Origin of the sequence: Lactobacillus johnsonii ATCC 33200 (assembly GCF_000159355.1) — a bacterium.
Lineage (GTDB): Bacteria > Bacillota > Bacilli > Lactobacillales > Lactobacillaceae > Lactobacillus > Lactobacillus johnsonii.
The window spans coordinates 107712-130494 of record NZ_GG670120.1; the positions used below are offsets into that span (position 1 = coordinate 107712).

Annotated in this window: 25 protein-coding genes, 1 pseudogene and 2 other annotated features (1 of these 28 running past the window's edge); of the genes and pseudogenes, 23 read left to right on the forward strand and 3 right to left on the reverse strand. The window is 34.1% G+C overall.

Annotated features, from left to right (window positions below):
- Positions 1-34: 34 nt before the first annotated feature.
- From polA to rplT, 12 genes are all read left to right on the forward strand, one after another.
- Positions 35-2695 carry a DNA polymerase I gene (gene polA / locus HMPREF0528_RS00540; protein WP_004893647.1) on the forward strand — a complete coding sequence of 887 codons (2661 nt, stop codon included), beginning with the start codon at positions 35-37 and terminating at the stop codon, positions 2693-2695.
- A gap of 19 nt (positions 2696-2714) precedes the next feature.
- Positions 2715-3545 (forward strand): DNA-formamidopyrimidine glycosylase, encoded by an 831-nt coding sequence (gene mutM, locus HMPREF0528_RS00545; protein ID WP_004893650.1) that lies wholly within the window; start codon positions 2715-2717, stop codon positions 3543-3545.
- Positions 3542-4138, forward strand: coding sequence for a dephospho-CoA kinase (gene coaE / locus HMPREF0528_RS00550; protein ID WP_004893652.1), 597 nt, complete (start codon positions 3542-3544; stop codon positions 4136-4138). The genes mutM and coaE overlap by 4 nt, the downstream gene beginning before the upstream one ends.
- A 4-nt stretch (positions 4139-4142) precedes the next feature.
- Positions 4143-4607 (forward strand): transcriptional regulator NrdR, encoded by a 465-nt coding sequence (gene nrdR / locus HMPREF0528_RS00555; RefSeq protein WP_004893653.1) that lies wholly within the window; start codon positions 4143-4145, stop codon positions 4605-4607.
- 7 nt (positions 4608-4614) lie between these two features.
- On the forward strand, positions 4615-5955 hold the full coding sequence (locus tag HMPREF0528_RS00560) for a DnaD domain protein (protein ID WP_004893658.1): 1341 nt from the start codon (positions 4615-4617) through the stop codon (positions 5953-5955).
- A 14-nt stretch (positions 5956-5969) separates the two neighbouring features.
- Positions 5970-6869 carry a primosomal protein DnaI gene (gene dnaI / locus HMPREF0528_RS00565; protein WP_004893661.1) on the forward strand — a complete coding sequence of 300 codons (900 nt, stop codon included), beginning with the start codon at positions 5970-5972 and terminating at the stop codon, positions 6867-6869.
- Between the two features lie 281 nt (positions 6870-7150).
- A complete protein-coding gene (gene thrS, locus HMPREF0528_RS00570; protein WP_004893666.1) occupies positions 7151-9082 on the forward strand; it encodes a threonine--tRNA ligase in 1932 nt (643 codons plus the stop codon).
- Positions 9083-9242: 160 nt separating this feature from the next.
- Positions 9243-9683 (forward strand): LytTR family DNA-binding domain-containing protein, encoded by a 441-nt coding sequence (locus HMPREF0528_RS00575; protein WP_004893669.1) that lies wholly within the window; start codon positions 9243-9245, stop codon positions 9681-9683.
- Positions 9680-10108, forward strand: coding sequence for a DUF3021 domain-containing protein (locus tag HMPREF0528_RS00580; RefSeq protein WP_004893671.1), 429 nt, complete (start codon positions 9680-9682; stop codon positions 10106-10108). The genes HMPREF0528_RS00575 and HMPREF0528_RS00580 overlap by 4 nt, the downstream gene beginning before the upstream one ends.
- Positions 10109-10166: 58 nt before the next feature.
- Positions 10167-10278: a sequence feature (ribosomal protein L20 leader region), on the forward strand.
- A gap of 38 nt (positions 10279-10316) precedes the next feature.
- Entirely contained in the window at positions 10317-10835 is a 519-nt protein-coding gene (gene infC, locus HMPREF0528_RS00585) for a translation initiation factor IF-3 (protein WP_004893676.1), read from the forward strand.
- A gap of 18 nt (positions 10836-10853) precedes the next feature.
- Positions 10854-11054: a 50S ribosomal protein L35 gene (rpmI, locus tag HMPREF0528_RS00590; protein ID WP_003646917.1), complete on the forward strand. Its 201-nt coding sequence runs from the start codon at positions 10854-10856 to the stop codon at positions 11052-11054.
- Positions 11055-11086: 32 nt separating this feature from the next.
- Positions 11087-11443, forward strand: coding sequence for a 50S ribosomal protein L20 (gene rplT / locus HMPREF0528_RS00595; protein WP_003646918.1), 357 nt, complete (start codon positions 11087-11089; stop codon positions 11441-11443).
- Positions 11444-11489: 46 nt separating this feature from the next.
- On the opposite strand, the pseudogene add reads toward rplT, so the two are convergent.
- Positions 11490-12491: pseudogene (gene add / locus HMPREF0528_RS00600) on the reverse strand (adenosine deaminase).
- 161 nt (positions 12492-12652) lie between these two features.
- Between add and HMPREF0528_RS00605 the strand changes: the two are divergent.
- The 9 genes from HMPREF0528_RS00605 to HMPREF0528_RS00645 all read left to right on the forward strand — a co-directional run bounded on the left by HMPREF0528_RS00605 (position 12653) and on the right by HMPREF0528_RS00645 (position 19894).
- On the forward strand, positions 12653-13171 hold the full coding sequence (locus HMPREF0528_RS00605) for a YqeG family HAD IIIA-type phosphatase (protein ID WP_004893701.1): 519 nt from the start codon (positions 12653-12655) through the stop codon (positions 13169-13171).
- The gene (gene yqeH / locus HMPREF0528_RS00610) at positions 13168-14277 is read left to right on the forward strand and encodes a ribosome biogenesis GTPase YqeH (protein WP_004893702.1); all 1110 of its coding nucleotides are present in this window, start codon (positions 13168-13170) and stop codon (positions 14275-14277) included. The genes HMPREF0528_RS00605 and yqeH overlap by 4 nt, the downstream gene beginning before the upstream one ends.
- A complete protein-coding gene (locus HMPREF0528_RS00615; RefSeq protein WP_004893706.1) occupies positions 14277-14903 on the forward strand; it encodes a nicotinate-nucleotide adenylyltransferase in 627 nt (208 codons plus the stop codon). Before yqeH ends, HMPREF0528_RS00615 begins: the two co-directional genes overlap by 1 nt.
- Positions 14896-15492, forward strand: a complete 597-nt coding sequence (gene yqeK / locus HMPREF0528_RS00620) for a bis(5'-nucleosyl)-tetraphosphatase (symmetrical) YqeK (protein ID WP_004893709.1) — start codon at positions 14896-14898, stop codon at positions 15490-15492. Before HMPREF0528_RS00615 ends, yqeK begins: the two co-directional genes overlap by 8 nt.
- 22 nt (positions 15493-15514) lie before the next feature.
- Positions 15515-15862: a ribosome silencing factor gene (gene rsfS, locus HMPREF0528_RS00625; RefSeq protein ID WP_004897785.1), complete on the forward strand. Its 348-nt coding sequence runs from the start codon at positions 15515-15517 to the stop codon at positions 15860-15862.
- A gap of 10 nt (positions 15863-15872) precedes the next feature.
- Complete coding sequence (locus HMPREF0528_RS00630) at positions 15873-17030, forward strand: nucleotidyltransferase (protein WP_004893716.1); 1158 nt, start codon at positions 15873-15875, stop codon at positions 17028-17030.
- A complete protein-coding gene (locus HMPREF0528_RS00635; protein ID WP_004893718.1) occupies positions 17030-17575 on the forward strand; it encodes a DUF177 domain-containing protein in 546 nt (181 codons plus the stop codon). Before HMPREF0528_RS00630 ends, HMPREF0528_RS00635 begins: the two co-directional genes overlap by 1 nt.
- A gap of 86 nt (positions 17576-17661) precedes the next feature.
- Complete coding sequence (locus HMPREF0528_RS00640) at positions 17662-18390, forward strand: response regulator transcription factor (protein ID WP_004893720.1); 729 nt, start codon at positions 17662-17664, stop codon at positions 18388-18390.
- Positions 18356-19894, forward strand: coding sequence for a HAMP domain-containing sensor histidine kinase (locus HMPREF0528_RS00645; protein ID WP_004893723.1), 1539 nt, complete (start codon positions 18356-18358; stop codon positions 19892-19894). Before HMPREF0528_RS00640 ends, HMPREF0528_RS00645 begins: the two co-directional genes overlap by 35 nt.
- Positions 19895-19931: 37 nt before the next feature.
- On the opposite strand, the gene yidC is transcribed toward HMPREF0528_RS00645, so the two are convergent.
- On the reverse strand, positions 19932-20915 hold the full coding sequence (gene yidC, locus HMPREF0528_RS00650) for a membrane protein insertase YidC (protein WP_004893726.1): 984 nt from the start codon (positions 20913-20915) through the stop codon (positions 19932-19934).
- A 63-nt stretch (positions 20916-20978) separates the two neighbouring features.
- Positions 20979-21254: an acylphosphatase gene (locus HMPREF0528_RS00655; RefSeq protein ID WP_004893729.1), complete on the reverse strand. Its 276-nt coding sequence runs from the start codon at positions 21252-21254 to the stop codon at positions 20979-20981.
- A 97-nt stretch (positions 21255-21351) separates the two neighbouring features.
- On the opposite strand from HMPREF0528_RS00655, the gene HMPREF0528_RS00660 reads away from it, so the two are divergent.
- Entirely contained in the window at positions 21352-22113 is a 762-nt protein-coding gene (locus HMPREF0528_RS00660) for a TrmH family RNA methyltransferase (protein ID WP_004893733.1), read from the forward strand.
- 87 nt (positions 22114-22200) lie between these two features.
- Positions 22201-22557, forward strand: coding sequence for a winged helix-turn-helix transcriptional regulator (locus tag HMPREF0528_RS00665; RefSeq protein WP_004893734.1), 357 nt, complete (start codon positions 22201-22203; stop codon positions 22555-22557).
- A gap of 45 nt (positions 22558-22602) precedes the next feature.
- Positions 22603-22783, forward strand: a binding site (T-box leader) (it continues 28 nt past the right edge of the window).

Below are 22783 nucleotides of genomic sequence, written 5' to 3' on the forward strand. Positions count from 1 at the left end.
CTAATTTGACAGTTTTTTATTTAAGGAGAAAAATATGGCACAAAAGAAATTACTTTTAATTGACGGCAACTCTGTGGCTTTTCGTGCCTTTTATGCTTTATACCGTCAGCTTGATCGTTTTACTAGTCCAGATGGCTTGCATACAAATGCAATTTTTACCTTTAAAAATATGCTTGACGCAATCATGAAACAGACTAATCCAACTAATGTTTTAGTTGCTTTTGATGCAGGAAAAGTTACTTTTAGAACTGAGATGTATCAAGATTATAAAGGTGGTCGCCAAAAAACACCGAGTGAATTGTCAGAGCAACTTCCTGTAATTCGTGAAATGCTTAAAGACTTAGGAATAAAGAGTTATGAGCTAAAGAATTATGAAGCTGATGATATTATTGGAACACTTTCTAAGATGGGAGAAGATGCTGGGTATACAGTTGATATTGTGACTGGAGATAGAGATTTAACTCAGCTTGCATCTGATAAAACTACAGTATTAATTACTAAAAATGGAGTTGGCGATACAGAAGCATATACTCCAGACCATATGAAAGAAGTTAACGGTGTTACTCCAACCGAATTCATTGATATGAAAGCTTTGATGGGGGATAGTTCAGATAATTATCCTGGTGTAACTAAGGTTGGCCCAAAAACTGCCTCCCGTCTAATTCAAAAATATGGTTCTATTGAAGAACTTTATGAACATGTAGACGAAATGAAAAAGTCTAAGCTAAAAGAAAACTTAATTAATGATAAAGATAAGGCATTTTTAGCTAAAAAGTTAGCCACTATTGATCGTGATTCGCCAGTGGAAGTAACTCTGGCTGATACTAAATTACAAGAACCAAATATTGAAGATTTGCGTAATTTGTATGAACGTTTAGGATTTAAGAAATTCTTAGCAGAATTAGGTAGCACGGGTACGACTAGTAGTGAACAAGAGATTGAAAAATATGAATATCTTGAATTAACTAAGGAAAATATCGTTGAACTAGATAAAATCAGTGAAAAAGAAGTAACTTTTTATTTAGCAATGCTAGGTGATAATTATCATCTGGCTCCAATTGAAGGCTTTTCTCTAAAAGTTGGTAATAAGATTTATGTATCTAAAGATCCAGTTTTGTTGCAAGAAAATCTACTTCGTAAAATGCTAGAAGATAAGACCATCAAAAAGAATGTTTTTGATATTAAAAGAACTTATGTAGGTTTACATCGACTAAATCTCAAGGCAGAAGGCCTAGACTATGATATGCTTCTTGCTTCATATTTAGTTAATAATGAAAATAATTCGAATGATCTTGGAGAAGTAGCTCATTTATATGACGATTATTCTGTAAAGACTGATTTAGAAGTTTACGGAAAAGGTAAAAAACAAGCTGTACCTGACGATAATGAATTCTTTGAACATTTAGCAGCTAAAGTCGCCGTAATTGAGAAATTAAAGACTCCACTTCTTGAAAAACTAAAAGATCATGAACAAGATGATTTATATGAAACAATTGAAATTCCAGCGGCTTTCGTCTTAGCAAAGATGGAAATTACTGGAATCAAGGTTGAAGCATCCGTTTTGAATCAATTAGGTAATGATTTTGCAGTTAAGTTACAAGAACTAGAACATAAGATTTATCAACAGGCTGGTGAAGAATTTAACTTGAACTCACCTAAGCAGTTGGGGCATATCCTTTTTGAAAAATTAGGTTTACCACCAATTAAGAAGACTAAGACTGGTTACTCAACATCTGTTGAAGTATTAGAGCAATTAAAAATGAAAAGTCCAATTGTTTCAGAAATTTTGGACTATCGTCAAATTGCTAAAATTCAAAACACTTATGTTAAGGGCTTGCTTGAATGTATTCAGCCTGATGGAAGAATCCATACTCGTTATTTACAGACTTTAACAGCTACCGGTCGTCTTTCTTCAGTTGATCCTAATTTACAAAATATTCCAACCAGAACTAATGAAGGAAAGCAGATTAGAAAAGCTTTTGTTCCTTCAACAAAAGATGGGTATATTTTCTCTTGTGATTATTCTCAGGTTGAACTAAGAGTGCTAGCTCATGTTTCTGGGGATGAGCATATGCAAGAAGCATTCAAGTCAGGCTATGATATTCATGCCCACACTGCAATGAAGATTTTCCACTTGGACTCACCTGATGAAGTAACGCCATTAATGCGTAGACATGCTAAAGCTGTTAATTTTGGTATCGTTTATGGTATTTCAGACTATGGCTTATCTAAAAACTTAGGTATTAGTCGTAAGCAGGCTAAGACGTTTATTGAAAATTACTTTGAACAATATCCTCAAATTAAAAATTATATGGATGACGCAATTAAAAAGGCTCGTGAGAATGGCTATGCAGAAACAATTATGCATAGAAGACGGTATTTACCAGATATTCATTCAAAGAACTTTAATGTCAGAAGTTTTGCGGAAAGAACTGCAATTAATTCTCCAATTCAAGGATCAGCAGCTGATATTATTAAGATTGCCATGATTAATATGCAGAAAAAACTTGATGAACTACATTTAAAGACTAAAATGGTTTTACAAGTACACGATGAATTGATTTTTGATGTGCCAAAAGATGAGTTAGATACAATTAAGAAAATTGTTCCAGAAGTTATGCAGTCAGCTGTCAAATTAGATGTTCCACTAATTGCTGATTCTAATTGGGGTCATAATTGGTACGATGCAAAATAAACAGTAAGTAGGTGATACGATGCCCGAAATGCCAGAAGTAGAGACAGTTAGAAGAACTCTAATTCCTTTAGTTAAAGGAAAAACAATTGCTAAAATTATTATTTGGTATCCAAAGATTATAGTTAATGATCCAGATGAATTCGTTAAAAAATTAACGAATAAAAAAATTTTAAAAATTGATCGTTATGGCAAGTATTTACTATTTAGATTCAATGACGGCTTGACGATGGTTTCGCATTTGCGAATGGAAGGAAAATATCATTTAGTAACTCCTGATCAGCCTAAAGGAAAGCACGAGCATGTGGAATTTGTTTTTACTGATGGAACTGCTCTGCGCTATGCTGATGTACGTAAATTCGGAAGAATGCATCTAGTAGAAACCGGTACAGAAAAGCAGACAACTGGAATTCGGCACCTTGGCCCTGAACCAAATACTGAAGAGTTTAGTGTAGAATACTTTATTAATGCTCTGAGTCGAAAGAAGAAGAATATTAAGAATACTCTTTTAGATCAAACCGTAGTTTGTGGTTTAGGAAATATTTATGTTGATGAAGTATTGTGGCAGAGTAAAATTCATCCCTTAAGTAGTGCGAAGTCAATTCCTGCTGACAAAATAGTAGATTTATATCACAATATAAATCATACGATTACTGTTGCAACTAAAGAGCGTGGTACTACGGTACATACTTATTTGGATGCTAATGGTGATATAGGTGGTTACCAAAGTATGCTCCAAGTTTACGGTCATGCGGGTGAAGAGTGTAATAATTGCGGCACTATTCTAGAGAAAATTAAAGTAAATGGACGCGGAACTACTTTCTGTCCGCATTGTCAGGTGCAATACAAATGACATATTTTTTAGGTTTAACTGGTGGAATTGCTAGTGGCAAAAGTACAGCTGATGAATTTTTTAAAAAGAAAAAAATTCCAATTATTGATTCAGACTTGATTGCTCATAAAATAATGGAAATTGGGCAAAATGGCTACAAAGCAGTAGTAGATTATTTTGGTACCGATATTCTTAATGATGATCAAACGATCAATCGTCGTAAGTTAGGTGGAATAGTTTTTAACGATAAAGCTAAGTTGAAAAAACTTAATGAATTAACACATCCACTTGTCCACCAAGAAATTAAACAACAAATGGCACAATATCGTGCAAATCAAGAAAATTTAGTTGTAATTGATGTGCCCTTATTATTTGAATCTGGCTTTGAAAGTTTATGTAATGGGGTTTTAGTTATTTCTATTACACCAGAATTACAGATTGAACGTTTAATGAAACGAAATGACTTCACTAAAAAAGAAGCTATAGCTAGAATAAGTAATCAAATGCCATTAAGGGAAAAAGAAAAAAGGGCTACCTATGTAGTGGCTAATACTGGTACAATAGGTGACTTAGAGAAAAAATTATCTGATTTATTACAAGAGATAGGCAGGTAAAAAAATGGAATGTCCAAACTGTCATAAAAATGCTTCAAGAGTAATTGATTCTCGTCCAAGTGATGAAAATAGATCAATTAGAAGACGTAGAGAATGTGAAAATTGTGGTTTTCGTTTTACAACTTTTGAAAGAGTAGAACGTTCACCTTTATTAGTAGTTAAAAATGACGGAACCCGTGAAGCATTTAATCGCGATAAAATTTTACATGGGGTGATGATGGCCGCACAAAAGAGACCAATTTCAAGTGAACAACTTGATGCTTTAGTTGACCATGTAGAAAATGAAATTCGTAAGCAGGGCCTTAATGAAATTTCATCAAAAGATATTGGTAACTTAGTAATGAAAGAGTTAGCAAACTTAGATGATGTAGCTTATATTCGCTTTGCAAGTATTTACCGTCAATTTAAAGATGTTTCAGGATTTATGGAAGCCATGGAAGATATGATGGCTAAGCATGATAAGGAGTAGATAGTCAGTGTTTGAAAGTGCTGATCCAAAGCAGCCTTTTTATGTGGCTAATCAAGTAGCTGTTAGTGAAGAAAATATAAGGGTCTTAACTACTCTATTTGAACCCCTTGTAGGAATACAAGGAGTAGGATTATATATAACTTTGACAAAAGAGTTTGATGAAGTTCCGTTTGCCAAAGATTATAAAACTTTGTATCAACTTCAAGACCAGACAAATCTAAAATTAGAAGATTTATTTTCCACCCTACATCATTTAGAAGCAACAGGGTTGATTAAGACTTTTATAGGATCAAATCCCGTTTTAGGAGAAACTTTGATTTTTGAAGTGGAAAAAGTTCCCTCAGCTGGTGAATTTTTTCATACATTTTTGTTATCTAGTTTGTTACTTGAACGGGTTGGAAATGTAACTTTTAATCGCTTAGTAGAAAAATTTACACCGCGCACTTTTATTGGATTAAAGGATGCTAAAGAGGTTACTAGTGGATTTTTTGACGTATTTCATCTAAGTGCTGAGAGTGCAATTGATGCTCCGATGGAAGTTAAAGAAGCAGCAGTTGAAGTTCCTAAAGATAATAAGAGTGAAATAAAGCTAGGAAATGAGCCTGTAAAGATTGATTGGAGCTTTTTAGTCGATCTCTTTGCAAGCTATCATATTGACAAAGAAGAAGTTTTAAAGCATCAGATAGAAATTAAACAAATTATTGATTTTTATCACTTAACGGAACAGGAATTTGTGGAAACTTCTCTAATTACTATGTCGGCAGGTACAGATAAATTAAATATGTATGCAATTCAAAATGCTGTTAACGAAAACTTTGGCCTTAATCGGAATAAGGAAATGGTTAGAAAACAGTTGCAGCAAAAGCCTAAAGATGCCGATAAAACAATTAAGAACTTGTCAACAGAAGATGCAGAGTTGATTCGAGCAGTAGATAGTAAAACTCCCACTGATTACCTATATGAATTAAAAGAAAAAAAGGGTGGTTATGTAACTGCTAATGAAAAGAAAGTTATTTATCGTTTGCAGGATCAGATGGGTTTAACACCGCCTTTAATTAATCTAATAGTTCATACTTGTTTTGAATATGATGCTGTCTTAACTAATAATTTAGCAGATCGAATTGCTAATGATTGGCTTCAAAAGGGAATTACTACGCCAACTGAAGCAATTGCATATCTTAAGGAACGTAAGAATAAGCGTAAACGTCCATCTTATCGTACTCAGAAGAAGACCGTCCGCAATACAACTGACTGGTCCGAGTATGAAAAGAAAAATCAGTCTAAAAAAACATCGATGTCTGCGGAAGAAAGAAATCGAATTTTTAGAGAATTTGGTAAAAATGAATAGGAAGTGTTGTACTGGTGGAAGATATTTCTGAAGTAATTACACGAATTATAAAGAAACGCAAATTAGGTGAAGATAGCAAAAAAATTGCTAAAACAGCAATAAAGCATCCAAAAGTTCAAGCCTTTCTCGCACAGAATAAAGAAAGATTGAACAAAGAAATTGTCCAGGTATCCCTTCCTACAATTTTCAACTATGTTGAACAAATTGAGTCACCTAATCCAGTGATGGAGGGATATACACCTAAACTTTTTCTTAATGGAAAAGTAATTGATATTACCTATGTCCCTACTGAAGCAAAACTGAATTCAGAAGCTAAAAAGCGCGCAGAAAATAGAATTGAACTGATTGATCTACCTGCTAAGCTTCGTCATGTTGAATTAGCAAATGTTGATGCAACTCCTGAACGTGAGAACGCCTTGAATGAAGTAGCAATGTTTTTAGCTGAATTTAAAAAAAATAAGCATATAAAGGGACTGTATCTAACTGGCGATTTTGGTGTAGGAAAAACTTATATTCTAGCTGGTGTAGCTAATGCAATAGCACGACAAGGAAGTAGAGTAGTTTTTCTACATGTCCCTTCTTTTATTGCTAGTTTAGGAAGTCATTTCCAAGATAATAGTTTAAACGATGAGATTGATCGCATTGCTTCAGCTCCGGTTTTGATTTTTGATGATATTGGAGCAGAGACGTTAAGTGAATGGTCACGAGACGATGTATTAGGTGTAATTCTACAAAAGCGGATGGATAATGTTTTACCAACATTTTTTAGTTCGAACATAACAATGGACGGCTTAAATGAACATTTTGCCGAAACTAGAAATAGCGTTGATGAAGTTAAGGCAAGACGTTTGATGGAACGAGTTCGTTTTTTGAGTAAAGAAGTTTTTGTTGGTGGCAAAAATCGTCGAAATTAATTTTAAAATTTTACTTGCATCTATTTGATGAGCTAGTATAATGAGAGTCAATGAAAGACATGATTTTCTTCACTTCAGAGACAGGGGCCTAGTTCTGGAAGCTCCTGATTAGAAGAAAACCCCAATTTCATTCCTGAAATTTTTTATATTTGGCTAGGTACCATTAACGACCTTTAGAGGAATTAATTTTATGATTAATTCGAATTTCGGGTGGAACCACGTATTTTAACGTCCCAGCACTATTTTTAGTGCTGGGATTTTTTATTTGGAGGTAAAAATTTATGAGTTTTTCTGTAACTTTGCCAGACGGCTCTAAGAAAGATTTTGATAAGGCAGTTTCTGTTAAGGAATTAGCATCTTCAATTGCTACTTCTCTAGGAAAAGCTGCTGTTGGTGCAAAGATTAATGGAGTAATGAAGCCTTTAGATTATATCGTTGATGAAGATGTAAACGCAGCTATTATTACCGATAAAGATGAAGAAGGCTTAGACATTTTACGTGCTACTGCAGCATTCTTACTTGAAGCTGTTGCAAAGCGCAAATACCCAGAATTACGGTTGGGGATGCACGAAGCTGATGAAGGTGGTTTCTTCGTAGATACTGATAAAGAAGATCAAATTAAGGTTACTGAATTACCAGAACTTGAAAAGGCAATGCAGAAAGCCATTAAGAATGGTGAAAAGATTGAATATACTTCAATGAAGAAGAGTGAATTGGAAGAAATCTTTAAGGATGACCAATTCAAATTGGATCTTTTGAAAGATGAAGAAGACGAAGTTGCAGTTTACAAGTTAGGTGACTTTGTTGACTTTGGCTTTGATGCTTTATTACCAAACACTGGTAAAATTAAGAACTTTAAGCTTTTATCAGTTGCCGGTGCATACTGGTTAGGAAAATCTTCTAACCCAATGCTTCAAAGAATTTTTGGTACTGCATTCTTCAAGAAGGCTGCTTTAGATGAAGACTTGAAGCGTCGTGCTGAAATTAAAGAAAGAGACCACAGAACTATTGGTAGAGACTTAGACTTGTTCTTTGTTGATCCTAAAGTTGGTGCAGGTCTTCCTTACTGGATGCCAAAGGGTGCTACTATTCGTCGTGTTGTTGAAAGATACATCGTTGATAAAGAAGTAGCTGATGGTTATGAACACGTTTATACTCCAGTCTTAATGAACGTAGATGCTTATAAGACTTCTGGTCACTGGGCACACTATCGTGATGACATGTTCCCACCAATGGACATGGGTGATGGCGAAATGCTTGAACTTCGTCCAATGAACTGTCCTTCACATATTCAAATTTATAAGCACCACATCCGTTCATACCGTGAATTACCAATCCGTATTGCTGAATTAGGTATGATGCACAGATACGAGAAGTCTGGTGCTTTATCAGGTCTTCAACGTGTACGTGAAATGACTCTAAACGATGGTCACACTTTTGTAGCATTAGATCAAATTCGTGAAGAATTTGCTAAAGTTTTGAAGTTAATCATGGACGTATACAAGGACTTTGACATTACTGATTACTACTTCAGACTTTCATACCGTGATCCAAAGAATACTGACAAGTACTACGCAAATGACGAAATGTGGGAAAGATCTCAATCAATGCTTAAAGCAGCTATGGATGATCTTGGTCTTGACTATGTTGAAGCTGAAGGTGAAGCTGCTTTCTACGGTCCTAAGCTTGATATTCAAACTAAGACTGCTTTGGGTAACGATGAAACTATGTCAACTATCCAACTTGACTTCATGCTTCCAGAAAGATTTGGCTTAACTTATGTTGGTCAAGATGGAGAAGAACACCGTCCAGTTATGATTCACCGTGGTATTGTTGGTACTATGGAAAGATTTATTGCTTACTTAACTGAAATCTACAAGGGTGCATTCCCAACTTGGCTTGCCCCAGTTCAAGCTGAAATTATCCCAGTTAACGAAGAAGCTCACGGTGCATATGCTGACAAGGTTCGTGAAGAATTAGCTAAGCGTGGATTCAGAGCAGAAGTAGACCACAGAAATGAAAAACTTGGCTACAAGATTCGTGAATCACAAACTCAAAAAGTACCTTACACTTTGGTTTTAGGTGATGAAGAAATGAACGCAAATGGTGTTAATGTTCGTCGCTACGGTACTGAAGAACAAATTTCTAAGAGTTTAGATGAATTCATCAATGAAATTGATGCTGATGTTAAGTCATACTCAAGAGAAAAATAATTGATGAAATAAGACAAATGAAAAATAAGAGAGGATTTAATCCTCCCTTATTTTTTTACCCAAAAATACCATTCACCGTGATATTTATACCATTTACCGAAAATTTATAGCTAAAAAATTTTAAGTCGATATACTGTTAATAATTAATCAAGCAGGAGGGATGAGCGTGAAAGTAAAGTTTAATATTGATAAAAATTTTAAAGAAGAAAGAGCAGAATTTTGGTTACATAAAATGACAAACAAAATAAACAGTATTGCTCAAGAACTAAATAATGAGAATGATTTTGTTTGGTGTTATCGAAGAGGTGATATGTTTCCGGTTAAGTTTTCTAAAATAGATTTGATTCAAGTTGAAAATGAAAAGACTTATGTTTATACAGAAGAAAATGTTTATTTATTTAAAGGGCGACTATATCAAATTAATAAATTATTGCCAGCTGATTTTGTTGCTGTTTCAAGAAGCTCAGTAATTAATTACCACAGACTTGATCATTTGGAGATTTTAAGTAATGGAAATATTGATGCGAGCTTAAAAAATAAAATGACTGTGCAAGTATCACGAAGAAAGATTAGAACTTTGAAAGAGAGATTAGGAATATGAAATATCTAAGAAATATTTTGATTAGTGGATTAATTGGGATCGGAATAGGGATGATTTGGCTCTTAGTCGAATTATTATTTTCTATGAATAGCAATAATTTACATTCAGTAACTATTTCAGGAACAGAATTCGCATTTTGGATTGTTGCAGCTTTTGTGATTGGTGTCTTCTTTTATTTAGCAGGCTTAATTTTTCAAAAGGATAATTGGTCTTTGAGAAAGCAATTCGTTATTAATTTCTTTGTTTGTTTTGTGGCGTGGACATTTTTTGAATTAATGATAAATAATTTTTCTCTTTCTTTTGGCTTGTTTTTTGGAATTGTAGTTAGCTTTGTAATTATGTATGCAATTGCTTATGGTGGTTATTTTTTTAAGTTAAATAGAGATATTAGTAAAATTAACCAAAAATTGAAACAAGTAAAATAAATCGTTGCATCTAATTAGTTCTTGACGTAAATTAATTAGATGGTATAATTTAGAAGTTGAGAACAAGAAGAAGCTCCCGCTTCTCGCCTAAGTTAAATAACCTCTAGGCTGATCGATAATATCTGTTGATTAAAAGCGGGCGTTAACTTTGCCCGCTTTTTTCTTGTCCTCGAAATTAACGTGGAGGTGAATACTCATACCAAGAAATATGATCTTAAACGAAGATATTCGTGCTCGTGAAGTTCGTTTAATTGGAGTCGATGGCCAACAAGTTGGTGTCGTTTCTAAGAATGAAGCTTTACGTAAAGCAGCTGACGCTGACCTTGATTTGGTTTTGCTTTCTCCTAATGCTAAGCCACCTGTTGCTAGAATTATGGATTACGGTAAGTTCCGTTTTGAACAACAAAAGAAAGCCAAAGAAAACCGTAAGAATCAAAAGGTTATGGCTGTCAAAGAAATTCGTTTAAGTCCAACAATCGAAGGAAATGACTTTGACACTAAGTTAAAGCATGTTCGTAAATTCTTGACCAAGGGCGCTAAAGTTAGAGTTTCTATTCGCTTTAGAGGCCGGGCAATTACTCACAAGGAGTTAGGTAAACAGGTCTTAGAAAAGATGGCTGACGAAGCTAGTGACTTATCTAATGTAGTTACTAAGCCAAAGATGGAAGGCCGTTCAATGTTCTTAATGCTTGCTCCATTAAGTGAGAAAGATAAAAAGAAAAAGTAGTTAATTGGAGGAATAGATATGCCAAAGCAAAAAACACACCGCGCTTCAGCAAAGCGTTTCAAGAGAACTGCTAATGGTGGTTTAAAGCGTCACCATGCTTACACTGGACACCGTTTCCACGGTAAGACTAAGAAACAACGTCGTCATTTGAGAAAAGCTGCTATGGTTTCAGCAAGTGACTTAAAGCGCATCAAACAGATGCTTTCCCAAATGCGTTAATTATTAGAAGACTTTTTGAGGAGGAATTTTAGATGCCAAGAACTAAAGGTGGAACCGTAACACGCGCTCGTCGTAAGAAGATCATGAAGTTAGCCAAGGGTTACCGTGGCTCAAAACACTTACAATTTAAAGCAGCAAGTACTCAAGTATTTGTTTCTCGTAAATATGCTTTCCGTGACCGTAAGAAGCGTAAGAGCGAATTCAGAAAATTATGGATTGCTCGTATCAACGCTGCTGCAAGACAAAATGGTCTTTCATACTCTAAGTTAATGCACGGCTTAAAGGTAGCTGGTATTGACATGAACCGTAAGATGTTAGCTGACATTGCTTACAACGATGAAAAAGCTTTTGCTGATTTAGCAGATGCTGCTAAGAAAGCTTTGAACTAAGAATATTAAAAATGCTCCGCATATGCGGAGCATTTTTTTCTCAAATTTAATTGAATATAGCTAGTAAACGATTTTTTTCTTGATTAGAAGCAAAAGCAGCATTAATAGAATTTAATAGTAATTGATGTTCCTCTACTTCTGTAGGGTTAGTTTTTGATTCAAGTAATTTAAATTCTTTAGGTAAATTAGTATTTGAAACAGTCATGTTGTCACAATTTAGGGTTGCTTTTATTCTTTTTGAAAGAAGTGTTTTTAGGTGATAAGAATCAATATCCTTAAATACTTTAGTGTTGAGATTAGAAGTGGCACAACACTCCAGAGTTATGTTGTGATCGACTAAATATTTAACCATTTTATTGCTTTCTAAACAGCGAATTCCATGACCAATTCTCTTAGTACCTAAATCTAGGGCTTCTTGCATTGAGTCAGGACCAGCTGTTTCTCCGGTATGAATGGCAAATGGAATATGCAGTGCTTTTGCGTCTTTAAAGAATGGGCTGAAAGCTCTATTAGGAATTGGACCTTCCGGTCCTGCCAAATCAATTCCGACCACATGATGTTGATCATATTTAGCAGCTAGTCTAACTGTTAAGCTATTTTCGTGTTCTCTATTTGGTAAACGCATGAGGCAAAGAATTAAATTAGCATGTAAAGGGTAGGAATTATCTTGTTGCTCATCCTGCCACTTATAAAATTTTTTCAATCCTGCAGTACAGGCTCTAACTGCTCCTTCTTGAGTAAGATTTTTTTGAGTGTGAAGCTGTGGAGCAAATCGGATTTCTGTGTAAACTAATCCTTGGGAGCGTAGACTTTTTAAAAGATCAAAAATGGCAACTTATAAATCTTTCTTTGTTTGCAAAAATAATAAAAGAAAATCGAATTTAGTTAAATATTCTTGTAAATTAGCACATTATCTAGAAACGGAGAGCTTTTCTTTGAGTTGTGTTTCGGTTAAACTTGGAAAGTTATGAGCTTTCATTAATTTTTTAACAGTAGGGTATGGCAAAGAAACATCTAAGTATAGATGGAGATCAATAAGGTTTTTCATAATTTAACTCCTTTATGTAATACGGTGGAAATATAAATTGTTATCATTTTACCATCTTTTATTCTAAAGAAAAGTAAAATTTAATTTTTCAATCATCAAATGTTTCTAAAGATTAAAGATTTCTGATACTATATATATGAGAAAAAAGTGGAGATTTTTTAATGTTATTTAGACCTCGTTATACAATAGATACTATCTATCATTTAGATCCAAAACAGTTAAAGAAGATGGGAATTAAGGCTATTTTTAGCGATTTGGATAATACGTTACTTGCTTGGAATAAAGCAGATACAGCTGTTGAAATGAAACAGCTTAATGAGTGCTTAGCCAAGGATGGAATTCGCTTAGTTGTTATTTCAAATAATAATGCGGAACGAATTGGAAAAGTTCTGAATCCATACCATATTTCTTTTATTGCAAAAGCACGCAAGCCTTTGCCAATCGGTATTAATAAGGAATTAAAGGCTTTGAATCTACAAAAAGATCAAGTTTTAATGGTAGGAGACCAGTTGATTACTGACATACAGGCGGGTAATTTAGCTGGTGTAGCTACGGTTTTAGTAAAACCATTAGTTGAAACGGATAAGTGGAATACAAGAATCAACCGCTTCTTTGAGAAATTTATCTTTTTCTTTTTGAATTTAAGAAAACCTGTAGTTTTTAAGGAGAAATTAGAATGAGTGAAGAATTACGTTGTATTGGTTGTGGAAGTATATTACAAGATCAAGATCCTAAAAAATCGGGCTACTTACCATCTTCTGCCTTAAAAAAGGCACTAGAGAGTGATGATAATGAGGTATATTGTCAGCGCTGCTTTAGATTAAGACACTATAATGAAATTATGCCCGTTGAAGAAAATAACGATGATTTCTTGGCTTTACTTAATTCAATTAGTCAAAAGAAGGCATTAGTCGTTAATGTGGTTGACTTATTTGATTTTAGTAATTCATTGATTTCTTCAATTAAGCGTTTTATTGGTGGTAATGAATATATTTTAGTTGGTAATAAAGTAGATTTGTTTCCAAAAAATTCTAAAGAGTCCAAAATTAAAGATTGGATGCGTCAAGAAGCTAATCGAAATGGGTTAAAACCAGAAAAAATATTTTTAGTTTCAGCTGCTAAAAAGAAAAATTTAGATGAGTTGATGGCATTTTTAGCTAAAAAAGGCGAAAAGAAAGATATCTATTTTGTCGGAACAACCAATGTTGGAAAATCTACGTTAATCAACGCAATCATCAATATGAACAGTGATTTAAAGGATGTCATTACTACCTCTAAATTCCCTGGAACAACATTAGATGAAATTAAAATTCCACTTTCTAATGGACACTATTTAATTGACACACCCGGAATTTTGAATGCCAATCAATTGGCTAGTCATTTGAGTGGAAAAGAGCTTGAAGTTGTTGAACCAAAGAAACCATTAAAGCCAGCTACCTACCAACTTTTACCGGGACAGACAATCTTTTTAGCTGGATTGGGACGTTTTGACTATGTAGATGGTCCATCTGCTGGATTTACAATTTATGTTGCTAGGGATCTATATGTACACAGAACGAAGACTGAAAATGCGGATGCATTTTATGAAAAACATAAAGATGATTTATTACTCCCACCAAGTAAAGAAGATAATCTCGGACCATTAAAAGGCCAAACTTTTTCACCAAAAGAAAAAAGCGATATTTTATTTGGCGGAGTTGGGTTTATTACCACACCTGCTAATGTTGTAGTAAAAGCTTATACACCAGAAGGAATTGGTTTAGGAATTAGAAGAGCGTTGATATAATGCAATGTGTTGTAAAAGAAAAGCCACAAGTACAATTTGAACCGGTTACGAGTTCTGCTCAACAAATTGGAATTATGGGAGGAACTTTTAACCCAGTTCATTTAGCTCACTTATCAATGGCTGAGCAAGTTAGAAAACAGCTTCATTTAGATGAAATATGGTTTATCCCAAATAATACGCCTCCACATAAAAAAATAGCGGGAAATATAAGCACTAAAGATCGGTGTGCAATGCTTGAATTGGCTACTCATGATAATCCACACTTTCGTGTTAAGCTTTTTGAAATAATGCGTGGTGGAACCTCATACATGGTTGATACTTTACGTTTCTTAAAGAAGAGAGCCCCACGTAATCAATATTACTTAATTATGGGTAGTGACGAAGTAAACGACTTTGAAAATTGGCGCGAACCAGAGACCATAGCACTTTTATCTACTTTGGTTGGCGTTAGGAGACCAAATTATCCGCAAAATCCCAAGTTTACAATGATTTGGGTTGATGCACCTAATTTAGATATTTCATCTTCCTTAATTCGTCAAAATATAGCTACCGGTAATTCTATTCGGTATTTAGTACCGGAAAGTGTACGCTTATATATTGAATCAAGAGGCTTATATCGTGACTGAAATTAATTTTGTTAAAACATATTCCCCGTTAACTTCTGATGAGATTGTTGCCAAAGAAAAAAGCAACATGGATGAAAAGAGATTTAAGCATTGTATTGGTGTAAGTGAAACTAGTCGTAAGTTAGCTGAACTTAATAATTATGATCCTGATAAGGCAGCTTTAGCAGGATTTATCCATGATTATGCAAAACAAGTCTCTCCTGCCCGATTTATTGAAGTGATTAAGGAACAGCATTTTGATCCAGATTTACTTAATTATAATCGAGCTATTTGGCATGGAATTGTGGGATCATATTTTATTGAAAAGGAATTAAAGATAACTGATCCAGAAATTTTAACTGCTATTAAGCGTCATACTACTGCTGATGTAGAAATGACCACACTAGATAAAATTGTCTTTGTAGCAGATTTTATTGAACCAGGTCGTGACTTTCCTGGCGTAGAAGAAGCAAGAAAAGTAGCTTTTGCTAACTTAGATGATGGGGTAGGCTTTGAATTAGCCCACACACTTGATTTTTTAATAACTAATAGAAAAAAGATTTATCCTAAGACATTTGCTGCTTACAATAAATGGTCAGTAAAGGATTAGAATTTTGAAAGGAAAAATAAAATTGGATAGTAAGAAATTATTAGATTTAACTGTAGAAGCAATCGATGAAAGACATGGTGAAGATACTGAAGCATATGATATGCAAGGAATTAGTATTTTGGCGGATTACTACGTTGTAACAACAGCTGGCTCAAACCGTCAACTTCATGCCATCGTTAACAGTATTATTGATAAGATCCATGAACATGGAAAAGAAGACTACCGTATTGAAGGAACTCGTGATTCTAACTGGCTCTTAGTAGATATGGGAGATGTAGTTGTAAATGTATTTACCGAAGATGCACGCGACTTTTATGGCTTAGAAAAGCTTTGGAGCAATGGTAAGAAACTAGAATTAAACTTAGACTAAAGGTAAGAGTATGAGTGTAATTGGCATTGTAGCCGAATATAATCCTTTTCATAGTGGGCATGAGTTTTTAATGAATCAAGCCCGCTTAGCAGCTAAAAATGATCCAATAATTGTTGTAATGTCAGGTAATTATGTTCAACGTGGACAAATGGCGATTATGGATAAGTGGCAAAGAGCAAAGGCAGCTTTAGCTTCTGGGGCCGATTTGGTATTCGAACTACCATTTTCTTTTGCTGTGCAGCCAGCTGATATTTTTGCTAATGGTAGTATTAAAATGTTGAGTGATTTGGGAGTGTCAGAATTATTTTTTGGAGTAGAGGATGCGAATTTAAATTTCTCTTATTTAGGTCAAAAAATAAATCAAATTCCAAAGAATCGGATGGACTTTCGAGACTACACTCAAACTTATGCTACTCAATATAATGAAATGGTTGCTAGAGAAGTGGGGCATGAAGTAAATCAACCTAACATGATGTTAGCCGTTGCTTATGCAGTTGCAAGTGAACAATTAAAGAATCCACTTCATTTACATCCTATAACACGAGTAGGAAGTGGACACGATGATCCACTTTTACAAGATAAAATAGTTTCCTCAGCTACAGCGATTAGAAATTATTGTTTGCACCATCCCAATGACTTATCTGAATTAAAAAAATATCTTCCTAAAGGTGAATTAGTAAGTTTAGAAAGTCAAAAAGTTTATCCGAACTGGAATCTTTTATTTAGCTTTTTAAAGTATCGAATTGAAAGTGCAAGTCTAGAAGAATTGCGGTCAATTTATCAAATGAGTGAAGGACTAGAATACAAAATGAAGGAAGAAATTCATACTGCAGAAGATTTTACTTCATTTTTGCGGCAAATTAAGTCTAAGCGCTATACTTATGCTCGTTTAAGAAGACTATGTCTTTACACACTTTTAAATGTCACTGAGAAAGAAATAAAGGATTCTTATAAAGATGTTTCAACCCTATTGTTAGGCTATAGTGGTCGAGGAAGAAATTATCTTAAGAAAATTAGAAAAGATGTTCAAGTGCCGATTATTTCAAAAGTTGATAAGAAAAATGCTGCAAGTGGAACTTTGGGTTTGCAAGTGAAAGTAGATCGGCTTTTTGAACAAATTATGGGTGAAGATCAAAATTTTGGTCGTAAACCAATCGAGGTAAAATAATGTTAAAGTTTTCATATTCGCAAATTAAAAATAGTCGTAATCTGTTAACTCATGTTGATGAAAACGTTGAGTTAAGTAAAGAGTTCTTTGATAGAAGTAAAGAATTACTGGAAGATGCAAATAATATTCATGTTACTGGTAACTTCTTCTATGATGAACCTTTTGTTACTGGTAATTTTACTGTCGAAGCAGATGTTGTAGCACCTTCCACTCGTAGCCTAAAACCAGTAAAAATGCATCAAAAATTTAACTTTACTGAGAACTATAGTGAAGTTGAACCAACTCAAGAACAGCTTGATGAAGAAGATACAATTGTAACTGTTAAGGACGATACAATTGATCTTCAAAAGGCTGTAGAAGATAATTTGCTTTTAAGCTTACCATCAGTGATCTTAACTCCTGAAGAAGAAGCTAAGGGAGATTTTCCTGCAGGAGAGGGCTGGAAGGTTGTTTCTCAAGAAGCTTATCAAGAACAGCAATCTAATAAAGAAAATCCTGCTTTTGCTAAGCTTAAGGATTTATTTAAGGATGAAAAAAACAAGTAATAAACCCTTGCATTAATGTATCTTTAAATTTAATATTAATTTATTAATAAAATTTTTAACCAGATTAAATAGTAGTGGAGAAAATAATGAGTAAAATTCTGATTATTGAAGATGAAAAAAATCTTGCCCGTTTTGTAGAACTAGAATTAAGACATGAAAAATATGAAACTCAAGTTGAAGGAAACGGCCGGAAAGGATTGGATTTAGCTTTAAATGAAGATTTTGACGCAATTTTATTAGATTTAATGCTGCCCGATCTTAATGGATTAGAAATTGCTCGTCGTGTTCGCCAAGAAAAAACAACTCCAATTATTATGATGACTGCAAGAGATTCAGTAATTGACCGTGTCTCAGGTTTAGACCACGGTGCTGATGATTATATCGTTAAACCTTTTGCAATCGAAGAATTATTAGCTCGCTTACGTGCTGTTTTAAGAAGAGTACAAATTGAAAAGAGAGCTATGGGCGATACTATGGGAGTTCAAAAGGTAATCCACTTCAATGATTTAACTATTGAAACAGCTAATCGAATCGTTCATCGTGGAGATAGTACAGTTGATCTAACTAAACGTGAATACAACTTGTTAATGACATTGATTGAAAATAAGAATAATGTTGTCACAAGAGAGCAGCTTTTAAACAAAATTTGGGGACCTGAATCTAAGATTGAAACGAATGTTGTTGAAGTCTACGTACGTTATTTACGTAATAAGATTGATGTACCGGGCCGTCCATCATACATCAAGACTGTTCGTGGTACCGGTTATATGGTAAGAACTGATGAAAATGATGAAGCACGTGAAGAAACAAAATAAATCTACGAAAGAGACCCTAAAGTCCTCACTAACTTTTAAGTGGGTAAGTTTAGTTGCAGCGACAATTACGGTCTCTTTTGTTATATTTTCGATTGCCATTTATTCTTTAATTAAGCAACAAATTATCTCACAGGAAAGAAATTTGACAGAGAGTGTAGCAACCACATTTCAAAGAAGACTAGTTGAAATTCCAACAAGTTTACAGATTTCTAATGTTGTACCTCAACTTTCTCCTAATACAAATCGTATTTTAGAAGGACAGACACCAATTACTTCTAATGATGACGGTAATGTTTTTAATGATGATATATTGGCTACTTTATCAAATCGTGATACTAGTATTACAATTTATAATCCTGCTGGAGATGTTGTCTTTAGTAATGGAAATGTTCCCGATGAAGGGATGCCACAATTTAGTAAAACTGAAAATCATGTATTAAAAGTTGTAACGACGCAAGGAAAAATCCATATGAAAGTGTATCAGAAGATTTTTTCTGAGAAGACACATCGGTTAACTGGATATTTGATTGTTGATAATTCCATGGATCAACAAAATCAAGTACTAAAATCTATTCGACACTGGATGATTGGTTTATCAGTTATTGCTATTGTGATTTTTCTTGGTTTGTCTTACTTGATAGTTAATAGTGTTGTACAGCCAATTAAGAAAATGTCTCAAATTTCTCATGATATTAATAAAGACCCCACTGATAAAAGGCGAGTACCCGATCTTCATAGAAATGATGAGTTAGGGGAGTTAGCAACATCGTTTAATGAGATGCTTGATAGAATGCAAGCCTATATGCAACAGCAAAAACAATTTGTGGGAGATGTATCTCATGAATTGAGGACTCCTGTAGCTGTAATTGAAGGGCATTTAAACTTATTAGAGCGTTGGGGAAAAGATGATCCTCAAGTACTGGAAGAATCAATTCAGGCTTCTCTTCAAGAGAGCAAGAGAATGAAACATTTGATTCAAGAAATGCTAGATCTAACTAGAGCTGAGCAGGTTGATTTACAGTATCCTGATAAAACAACTGATGTCAATGAAGTATTAAACCGAACTGTTAATGACATGAGAATGATTCATCAATACTTTACTATTACCTATGATGATGCAGACTTAAAACCTGATACTATAGTCAAGATTTATCGTAATCATCTCGAGCAAATTTTAATCATTTTGATTGACAATGCTATTAAATATTCTACCGATAGAAAAGAAATTTTGGTTGCTGCTGCTACTGAAAAAGATAAAGTTAAGATTTCAGTTCAAGATTTTGGTGAAGGAATTGCTCCTGGTGAGCAGGATAAGATTTTCAATCGTTTTTATCGTGTAGACAAGGCTAGAACCCGTGAAAAGGGTGGAAATGGTCTAGGCTTAGCTATTGCTCAAAAACTCGTTGAAAGTTATCATGGAAAGATCAGTGTTAGTTCAACACTTGGCTCAGGCAGTAAATTCATGATTGAATTTCCATTATTAAAATTTGAGTCAGATAAATAAAAATAGGGAATCCTTAAGGATTCCCTATTTTTATTTATTAATTTTTGTCAGAATCATTTGGACGCTTTTGTTTACCTGCATTACGTGCACGTAAATCTTGATGAAGATCTTTATTTGCCTCAGGAGTGGAGGTTGATGAAGAAGTAGTGTTAAGAATGTTATCGATTGTTTCTTGAGTAACAACTACTTTAAGTGGACGTTCGTTTAATTCAGCTGCAACATCTCTTTTTACTTTTGGCATAATAACAAAAGTAGTAATTAATTGTTGCAAGATAGCAATAAGTCCACCGACTAAGAAGTAAAGTGCTAAAGCGCCTGGAGCAGAAATACTAATAAAGAAAGTCATAGCTGGACTTAGAATTAAAGTCATTTGCATTGCTTTCTTTTGTTCTTCAGGTATTCCAACCATTGAAAGATAACCCTGAACTACATACAGCAACGTAGCAATAATTGTTAAGATAATGGATCGTTGTCCAAGAGAAATGCCAAAGAAACTTGAAGCTGCTAATTCTTTAGAGTAAGCTACAGCTTGATAAATTCCCATCATGATTGGAAGCTGAATAAGTAATGGTAAGCAGCCCATTCCGCCCATCATCGACATATTATTTTCTTTATAAACACGCATTTGAAGTTGGCTAATTTGCATTTGTTGTGGTTGTGTTAGTCCTGGCTTCTTAAGTGCTTCTTGGATCAATTTCATTTGTGGTTGAAGTTTTTGCGTTTTTTCTTGTTGGGTAGTCATTTTACGCTGAGAAGCTAGTCGAAGTGGCATAACAATGAGCTGAACAGCAAAGGTAATGATAATAATTGCCCAGCCAGCTCCATTTGATCCACCAATTTGATGTTCAACGGCCAACATGATATTTTGAATTGGTTTGCCAAATAGACTGAAGATCCAAGCATATGGTCCACTAGTGGGTGCTTGATAGATACTTTGACCATTGTTAGCACATCCTGTTAAGGTAAGTGCTAGCACAGTTATCATGGCAAAGAGACTAAAATATTTAGTTTTTGATTTCATTAACTATAACCTTTCCTACTTTATTGTTACTGCAATAAAGTTTACTAGTTATTTGTTAAAGTATCAATAAACCACGCTAAAGCGAGTAAATTTTTCTGTATTGGGAATTGTCTTTAAATCCACATGATCAACATGAGCAGCAACTGAAGGAGATGCTTTGATTTTTTTGATAAAATGCTCTAAAGGGAGTTCATCCCCCTGAGCTACAATTGATACAGATCCATCTGGATTATTTTTAACAGTACCAGTGATTCCTAACTCTTGAGCAATCATTTGAGTTGTCCATCTAAAGCCAACTCCCTGTACTAAGCCTGTAACTCTCATTGTGACTGTCTTCATAATTATCGCTCTTTTCTGTGTATTCTAACTTAAATTTTAACATGTTAATTTTGGGCGAGGTAATTTAAAATATTAGATTAGAAGGAAGTAGAAATTTATGATAGAAATTAACTCAGTAAATAATCCCACAATTAAAAGCCTTAGAAAGCTGGAACAAAAAAAGTATCGTAAAAAGACCCAAACTTATCTAATTGAAGGTTTTCATTTAGTTGAAGATGCTTTAAAGAGTCATGAAAACTATCTTTATGTTTTAGGAACAGCAGAAGCTTTAAAAAAATTAGATGCGAGCTATAAATTAAAAGATGATAAAGTCATTCAGATTACCGATGCAATTTCTCAGCATTTAAGTAGCACTAAGAATAGTCAAGATATCTTTATGGTATTACCAATTAATCAACCAAAATCATTTAGTTTTGAATATGGAAAATGGGTTGTTTTAGATAATTTAACTGATCCAGGAAATGTTGGAACTATCATTCGTACAGCCGATGCAGCTGGTTTTGATGGTGTGGTATTATCTGAAGAAAGTGTGGATTTATATAATCCCAAAGTTCAACGTAGCATGCAGGGAAGCCAGTTCCATATTCAAATTATCCAAAATCCAATTTTAGAAGCTATTAGTAGTTTTAAGGAAAATGGTCTTCCAGTCTATGTAAGTATCCTTGATAAAACTGCTAAGTCCTTAAATAACTGTACCCCGGTTCCTCAATTAGCTTTGGTAATTGGAAATGAGGCTCATGGGGCAAGTAAAGAGGTAATTGAAACAGCTGATAAAAAGATCTATATCCCGATAAAGGGAAAGGCAGAGTCACTAAACGCAGCCGTAGCGGCTGGTATTATGATTTATCATTTTTCATAAGTTTGCAGCTTGTTTTTAGTAAGTATTATCACTATAATCTTAATATAGATGATTTAAAATTATTTTGATTTTTTAGGAGGAATACATATGTCCCAAGAAATTGAAAGCAAAACTAAAATGACTGACTGTCCGGATCCAGAAGACTATTCACTGTGTTCGCATTTTATTGATGCTTTTGGAATTATTGGTAAAAAATGGAACGGCTTAATTATTAGCTCTTTGTGTGATACCAACGCAATGCGTTTTAAGGATTTAGCACGTTGTATTAGTAAATGCTCTGACCGTGTTTTAGTTGAACGACTAAAAGAACTAGAAAAAGATGGTATTGTTAATCGTACTGTAGATAAAAAGAGTGGAATTACTAGCTATACTTTGACTCAAAAGGGCGCCGATTTACAACCTGTTTTTGAACAAGTCCATAACTGGGCTGATAAATGGGCTTAAAGGTAATTGCAAAGTTAGGTAAAAAGTTTTAAGATACTATTATAATTAAATGCGATGATTAAGATTAGTAGTGTGGATAGCTTTTTAGAGAGAGTTTTACTGGTGGAAGAAACTTAAGTTAGAAGCATGAATTTCATCTTAGGAGCAGAATCTAATCAATTCCGGTATTTCACCGTTATTCGAAAAGAGTGTGAACACGCACTTTATTTGTGCTAGTTCAAACTAG

Coding starts and splice junctions, on each gene's coding strand:
- polA (WP_004893647.1), top strand. CDS start 35: ATGGCACAAAAGAAATTACTTTTAATTGACGGCAACTCTGTGGCTTTT.
- mutM (WP_004893650.1), top strand. CDS start 2,715: ATGCCCGAAATGCCAGAAGTAGAGACAGTTAGAAGAACTCTAATTCCT.
- coaE (WP_004893652.1), top strand. CDS start 3,542: ATGACATATTTTTTAGGTTTAACTGGTGGAATTGCTAGTGGCAAAAGT.
- nrdR (WP_004893653.1), top strand. CDS start 4,143: ATGGAATGTCCAAACTGTCATAAAAATGCTTCAAGAGTAATTGATTCT.
- thrS (WP_004893666.1), top strand. CDS start 7,151: ATGAGTTTTTCTGTAACTTTGCCAGACGGCTCTAAGAAAGATTTTGAT.
- HMPREF0528_RS00575 (WP_004893669.1), top strand. CDS start 9,243: ATGAGCGTGAAAGTAAAGTTTAATATTGATAAAAATTTTAAAGAAGAA.
- HMPREF0528_RS00580 (WP_004893671.1), top strand. CDS start 9,680: ATGAAATATCTAAGAAATATTTTGATTAGTGGATTAATTGGGATCGGA.
- infC (WP_004893676.1), top strand. CDS start 10,317: ATGATCTTAAACGAAGATATTCGTGCTCGTGAAGTTCGTTTAATTGGA.
- rpmI (WP_003646917.1), top strand. CDS start 10,854: ATGCCAAAGCAAAAAACACACCGCGCTTCAGCAAAGCGTTTCAAGAGA.
- rplT (WP_003646918.1), top strand. CDS start 11,087: ATGCCAAGAACTAAAGGTGGAACCGTAACACGCGCTCGTCGTAAGAAG.
- HMPREF0528_RS00605 (WP_004893701.1), top strand. CDS start 12,653: ATGTTATTTAGACCTCGTTATACAATAGATACTATCTATCATTTAGAT.
- yqeH (WP_004893702.1), top strand. CDS start 13,168: ATGAGTGAAGAATTACGTTGTATTGGTTGTGGAAGTATATTACAAGAT.
- HMPREF0528_RS00615 (WP_004893706.1), top strand. CDS start 14,277: ATGCAATGTGTTGTAAAAGAAAAGCCACAAGTACAATTTGAACCGGTT.
- HMPREF0528_RS00630 (WP_004893716.1), top strand. CDS start 15,873: ATGAGTGTAATTGGCATTGTAGCCGAATATAATCCTTTTCATAGTGGG.
- HMPREF0528_RS00635 (WP_004893718.1), top strand. CDS start 17,030: ATGTTAAAGTTTTCATATTCGCAAATTAAAAATAGTCGTAATCTGTTA.
- HMPREF0528_RS00640 (WP_004893720.1), top strand. CDS start 17,662: ATGAGTAAAATTCTGATTATTGAAGATGAAAAAAATCTTGCCCGTTTT.
- HMPREF0528_RS00645 (WP_004893723.1), top strand. CDS start 18,356: ATGAAAATGATGAAGCACGTGAAGAAACAAAATAAATCTACGAAAGAG.
- yidC (WP_004893726.1), bottom strand. CDS start 20,915: ATGAAATCAAAAACTAAATATTTTAGTCTCTTTGCCATGATAACTGTG.
- HMPREF0528_RS00655 (WP_004893729.1), bottom strand. CDS start 21,254: ATGAAGACAGTCACAATGAGAGTTACAGGCTTAGTACAGGGAGTTGGC.
- HMPREF0528_RS00660 (WP_004893733.1), top strand. CDS start 21,352: ATGATAGAAATTAACTCAGTAAATAATCCCACAATTAAAAGCCTTAGA.
- HMPREF0528_RS00665 (WP_004893734.1), top strand. CDS start 22,201: ATGTCCCAAGAAATTGAAAGCAAAACTAAAATGACTGACTGTCCGGAT.